The following is a 4,450-nucleotide window of genomic DNA, read 5'->3' as shown; positions in this document are numbered from 1 at the left end:
TGCACCCCGTCCCGGCCTTGCGACCATGCGCCGGGTATCCCGGGAAACGTGGGGGGTGGGCCCCCCCCCGGGGGGGTGGGCACAGCGCCCTCGTCTTTTTCCGCCGGGACCGTCCCCTCTTCCGGCATCGCGCCAGGCGGCGGACAGAGGGGAAGCCCCTTCGGCTGACAATCTAATGTCGGAGGGGCTTCGACTCGGTGATGGTTCTCGTACAGCGTTGATTTAGAGAACCGGACAAAATCCTCGTTGCGTGGGTCTTGCTGCTTCGCTGCTGCAGCCGAGCTAGAAGAGATTCCAATAGCTCGTCACCGCGAATTTGGTTTTTGTTCGGCATCATTCCGGTAGTGATGCGTATTACTTTTATACGCCCCGTCCCGGAAGCCAGCAAGGGTCCGGAGCAAACTTTGTGGTTTGCTCCGGACCCTTGCTTCTTTTATTGGCGCTTTAGGCCCTTGACAGGTTTGCCAACTCGTTGGCTTCGACGTCGAATTGCGGGCTTTCGGTCCGGCTCCGCTTGATCTCGAAGAAGTACGGGAAGGAGGCAAGGGTGACCGCGGCGTCAAAGAGCTTGCCTGCCTCTTCGCCGACGGGAATCCGGGTGATGACCGGTCCGAAGAATGCGGTGCCGTTCAGTGCCATGACCGGCGTGCCGACGTCCTGGCCGACCCGCGAGATCCCGTTCTCGTGGCTCGCCTTCAGCGCCTCATCGTAATCGCTGCCGGTGGCAGCGTCGGCCAGTTCCGGCTCGAGGTCGACCTTGGCCAGGGCACGGGAAATGACCTCGCTGTAATCCTCGATCTTTTCGTAGTGCAGCAGCTCGCCCATGGCGGTGTAGAGATCGCCCAGCACCGCGTCGCCGTGCTTCTGCGCGGCGGCGATCAGCACGCGGACCGGTCCCCAGCCCTTGGCCACGAATTCCCGGTAGTGGTCACTCAGGCCCTCACGGCCGTCGTTGAGCACCGAGAGCGACATGACATGCCACGCCACCTCGATGTCGCGGACCTTTTCGACCTCGAGGACCCAGCGGGAAGTCGCCCAGGCAAAGGGGCAGGCCGGGTCGAACCAAAAATCAACGTGAGTCTTCTCGGACAATGTACTTCTCCTTCAGTGGGATGACACGGGGGCGTACAACTAAATTGTTAGGCCGACTTCTTGCCGCGCTTGTCGGCGACCTGCGCCGAGATCAGGGAGGGTTCCGCCCCGTTGAGCACCACGTCGCTGGTGATGACGACCTCGGCGACATCGTCGCGGCTCGGCATTTCAAACATGGTGGCGCTGAGGGTTTCCTCCAGGATCGCGCGCAGACCGCGGGCACCGGTGTCGCGTGCCAGGGCTAGGTCGGCGATGGCTTCCAGGGCGCCCAGTTCGAAGGTCAGCTCCACGCCGTCCATGCGGAACATCTTTTGGTACTGCTTGATCAGTGCATTCTTGGGTTCGGACAGGATCTTGATCAAGGACTCGCGGTCAAGCTTTTCGACGGTGCTGATCACCGGCAGCCGGCCAATGAATTCCGGGATGAGCCCGAACTTCAGCAGGTCCTCCGGACGCACGTCGGAATATGACGCGGCCTCGGACTTCAACGCCGAGAGCGGTGCTCCGAAGCCGATCCCCTTGCGTCCGGCGCGGGAGGAGATGATCTCCTCGAGTCCGGCAAAGGCGCCGGCGACGATGAACAGCACGTTGGTGGTGTCCAGCTGGATGAATTCCTGGTGCGGGTGCTTGCGTCCGCCCTGCGGCGGAACCGCGGCGACGGTGCCCTCGAGGATCTTCAACAGGGCCTGCTGCACGCCCTCGCCCGAGACGTCCCGGGTGATCGACGGGTTTTCGCTCTTGCGGGAGATCTTGTCGATCTCGTCGATGTAGATGATGCCCTGCTCGGCCTTCTTGACGTCGTAGTCCGCCGCCTGGATGAGCTTGAGCAGGATGTTTTCGACGTCTTCGCCCACGTAGCCGGCCTCGGTCAGCGAGGTGGCATCGGCGACGGCGAAGGGGACGTTCAGGCGCCGGGCCAGTGTCTGGGCCAGATAGGTCTTGCCGCAGCCGGTGGGCCCGATGAGCAGGATGTTGGACTTCGCCACCTCGACCTCGTCGAGGGAGTTGGCGTCGGAGAGCGCCGCGACGGACTTGGCCGCCGCACCGCCCTGGATGCGCTTGTAGTGGTTGTAGACCGCCACCGCCAACGAGCGCTTGGCGCCCTCCTGGCCGATGACGTATTCCTGCAGGGAGTCGAAGATTTCCTTCGGCTTGGGCAGCTCGAAGTCGACACCCTCTTCGACCTCGGCGAGCTCTTCCTCGATGATTTCGTTGCAGAGTTCAATGCACTCGGTGCAGATGTAGACGCCGTGGCCGGCAATCAGCTTGCGAACCTGCTTCTGGCTCTTGCCACAGAAGGAACACTTGAGCAGATCAGACCCTTCACCCATGCGTGCCATCGTATTGGTCCCCTTATCTGGTACCGGTAAGACCGGCCCGAGAGAACCGGAAATGCTGAACTGCCTTAACTCTATGACAGAGCGCCGCCAGAATGGGCGAACGGGCGGCCCGTGGTGCGCATATTTCGCGCCCCGCCGGAGCCGCTCGCTCGCCGTGCCCCCAACCCCCTAGCGGGTGATGGTGGCCTGGGGCTTGATCTTGCGAGGTGTCAGGACCTCGTCGATCAGGCCGTATGCCTTGGCCTCGGCCGCGGTCATGTACAGGTCGCGTTCGATGTCGTTGCCGACTTCCTCCGCGGTCTTGTTGCTGTGCCCTGCAAGGGTGGTCTCAAGCCAGGCGCGCATGCGCATGACTTCCTCGGCCTGGATCTGCAGATCCGACGCGGTGCCACGCTCACCGCCGCCCATGGAAGGCTGGTGGATCAGCACGCGGGCGTTGGGAAGCGCGAGGCGCTTGCCCGGGGTTCCGCCGGCAAGCAGCACCGCAGCGGCACTGGCGGCCTGGCCGAGGCACACGGTCTGCACTTCGGGGCGGACGAACTGCATCGTGTCGTAGATGGCAGTCATCGCGGTGAACGAGCCACCGGGCGAGTTGATGTACAAAGTGATGTCGCGCTCGGGGTCCATGGACTCCAGGACAAGCAGCTGGGCCATGACATCGTCCGCGGAGGCGTCATCGACCTGGGCACCAAGGAAGATGATGCGGTCTTCGAAAAGCTTCGCGTACGGGTCCTGGCGCTTGAACCCGTACGGGGTGCGCTCTTCGAACTGTGGAAGGATGTAGCGTGCCGAGGGCATTTCGCCGGAGGTGGCATGCGGGGTGAAATTCATCGTATCTCCTGGGAAATCAGTTAGGTCTGCCGGGTTCCGTCGCGTTACTTTGCTGCAACCCCGCCGCCACCGGAGACGACCCCGGAGGACTGGGAGATGTGGTCAAAGAAGCCGTATTCGAGGCCCTCGGCGGCGGTGAACCACTTGTCGCGCTCGTTGTCCTTGAGGATGGTCTCAACGGTCTGGCCGGTCTGCGTCGCGGTCAGTTCGCTCATGACCTTCTTCATGTGCAGGATCAGCTCGGCCTGGATCCGGATGTCCGAGGCTGTGCCGCCGATGCCGCCGGAGGGCTGGTGCATCAGGATACGCGCGTTCGGGGTGGCGTAGCGCTTGCCCGGGGTACCGGAGGAGAGCAGGAACTGGCCCATCGAAGCGGCCAGGCCGGTGGCGACGGTGACGACATCGTTGGGAATGTAGTTGATGGTGTCGTAGATCGCCATGCCGGCTGTGATCGATCCACCCGGGGAGTTGATGTACAGGTAGATGTCCTTCTCGGCGTCCTCGGCCGAGAGCAGGAGCAGCTGGGAGCAGATGGCGTTGGCGTTCGCATCGCTCACCTCGGTGCCGAGCCAGATGATGCGCTCCTTGAGGAGCCGGTTGTAGATGTAGTCCTCGCGATTGGCCGGATCTACCGAAGCCATCGTGGGAGTGCGGGAGTCACTGGACATGTTCTGATACCTCTCCGTGATGCCGTGCCCCGATGTTCTGTCCGTCGGGCCACCGGCTCTTTACTTCCTTGAACATTACTGCCTTGGCCAGCGACTTTGGCGGCGCAGGGGCAGCTGTTCGCTGTCGGCGCATGGTGCGCGGGGCAGGCATCGCCGTGGGCTTAAAAGAGGGGTTAAAAGCAGGCGCGGGGGGCGCCCGGTGGGGGGGGGGGGTGTTTTTTTTATATTCGGCGGGGGGCGGGGGGGGGGCGGGCCGACTCGGCTCAACTCAACTCGGCTGGATCTGCTCCATCTCCACGTACCAGCCGGCCGCCGTCACGTTGAAATCCTTGATCGTGTTGCGCACGGCGATGCGATAGATCGGCTGCAGCAGGATGATGTAGTTCGCGTTGTTCACCAGCTCCTGCTGATAGCGCTTGTAGAGCGCGATCTGCTTGGCGAGGTCCGGCTCGGCGCCGGCCTGCTTGACGAGATCGCGCAGCGCCTGCGGCACGTCCCAATGCACGCGCTTGGCCACAC

Annotated in this window: 5 protein-coding genes; all 5 read right to left on the bottom strand. The window is 63.1% G+C overall.

Annotated elements, in window-relative coordinates; translation table 11 throughout:
• Positions 1-444: 444 nt before the first annotated feature.
• A complete protein-coding gene (locus ACLQ7E_RS22055) occupies positions 445-1,092 on the bottom strand; it encodes a disulfide bond formation protein DsbA (RefSeq protein WP_411734726.1) in 648 nt (215 codons plus the stop codon).
• A gap of 47 nt (positions 1,093-1,139) precedes the next feature.
• Positions 1,140-2,432 (bottom strand): ATP-dependent Clp protease ATP-binding subunit ClpX, encoded by a 1,293-nt coding sequence (clpX, locus tag ACLQ7E_RS22050; protein ID WP_411734725.1) that lies wholly within the window; start codon positions 2,430-2,432, stop codon positions 1,140-1,142.
• A 168-nt stretch (positions 2,433-2,600) separates the two neighbouring features.
• Entirely contained in the window at positions 2,601-3,263 is a 663-nt protein-coding gene (locus tag ACLQ7E_RS22045) for an ATP-dependent Clp protease proteolytic subunit (protein WP_411734724.1), read from the bottom strand.
• A gap of 44 nt (positions 3,264-3,307) precedes the next feature.
• On the bottom strand, positions 3,308-3,904 hold the full coding sequence (locus ACLQ7E_RS22040; RefSeq protein WP_411734727.1) for an ATP-dependent Clp protease proteolytic subunit: 597 nt from the start codon (positions 3,902-3,904) through the stop codon (positions 3,308-3,310).
• 295 nt (positions 3,905-4,199) lie between these two features.
• On the bottom strand, positions 4,200-4,450 hold a 251-nt coding region (locus ACLQ7E_RS22035; RefSeq protein ID WP_411734723.1), incomplete at its 5' end, for a hypothetical protein.

This window comes from Paeniglutamicibacter sp. (genome assembly GCF_046714615.1).
GTDB lineage: Bacteria > Actinomycetota > Actinomycetes > Actinomycetales > Micrococcaceae > Paeniglutamicibacter.
The sequence above is the reverse complement of the archived record's forward strand: the minus strand, read 5'-3'. Positions and strand labels throughout refer to the sequence as shown.